The sequence below is a fragment of the Pseudomonas sp. HMWF006 genome, from assembly GCF_003061205.1.
In the GTDB taxonomy this organism is placed as follows: domain Bacteria; phylum Pseudomonadota; class Gammaproteobacteria; order Pseudomonadales; family Pseudomonadaceae; genus Aquipseudomonas; species Aquipseudomonas monsensis.
The window spans coordinates 1-851 of record NZ_QAIU01000498.1 but is presented as its reverse complement, the minus strand read 5'-3'; the positions used below and the strand labels follow the sequence as shown (position 1 = coordinate 851).

General features: G+C 62.2%; 2 protein-coding genes. Both read right to left on the bottom strand.

Features of this window, described 5'->3' with window-relative positions; all coding sequences use genetic code 11:
* Positions 1–346, bottom strand: a 346-nt coding sequence (locus tag DBR24_RS33175; protein ID WP_256591719.1) for an alpha/beta hydrolase fold domain-containing protein, incomplete at its 3' end; no start/stop codon positions are given.
* Positions 347–499: 153 nt separating this feature from the next.
* Positions 500–851 (bottom strand): glycine betaine ABC transporter substrate-binding protein (locus tag DBR24_RS21635; protein ID WP_305889131.1); only part of this gene is annotated, 352 nt, incomplete at its 5' end.

Below are 851 nucleotides of genomic sequence, written 5' to 3'. Positions count from 1 at the left end.
GCCGATAATCCACCGCCACCACCATCGCGCCCAATGCCACGGCCAGCTCGAAGCAGATGAAGTCGTGGGAATCGAGGCCGCCGACCACCCAGCCGCCGCCATGCAGGTAGAGAATGCAGGGCCAGCCGGCGGCCGGGGGCTCTATGGGCGGGCGATACGAGCGCACCGCCACGCCGCTCAACCGGAAATCGACGACTCCAAGTCCCGCCGGGATTGGCGGAGTGAAGGCTCGACACATTTCATCGTAGTCGCGACGCAGGCCGTTGATGCTGCTGTCATCGCTGGTGAAACTGAGGGTTCTGGCGACGAAATCCGCCATGGCCGACGAAAGCTGGTAGTGAGCCATAAGCCCTCGATGCAGCAGCTATTTGCAGAGTGGCAGAACTGTGGCGAGGGAACTTGCTCCCGCTCAAGCGCGTAGTGCTCGAAACAGCCCTGGGCCCGCCTCGCAATCCTGCGGAGCAAGCGCCCGCGCCACAAAAAAATCATTCACCTATCTTCAGGGCTTGAGGCTGGCCTGAACCGCAGCCACACCTTCTTTGCCATCAAAACTGCTGACCCCCGCCAGCCAGCGCTGCAGATCCTCGGGGTGTTCACGCAGCCAGTTCTTCGCCACTTCCTGCGGGGTCTTGCGCGCCATGATCGGCACCATCAACTGACTTTCCTGAGCGGCGCTGAAGGTGAGGTTTTCCAGCAGTCGATACACGTTCGGACAGCGCTCGGCGTAATCCGGCGAGGTGACGGTGGACACGGTCGCGGCGCCTTCGTTGGGGCCGTAGACGTCTTCGCTGCCGGTCAGGTAAGTGATCTTCATGTTGATGTTCATCGGGTGCGGGGTCCAGCCGACGAAC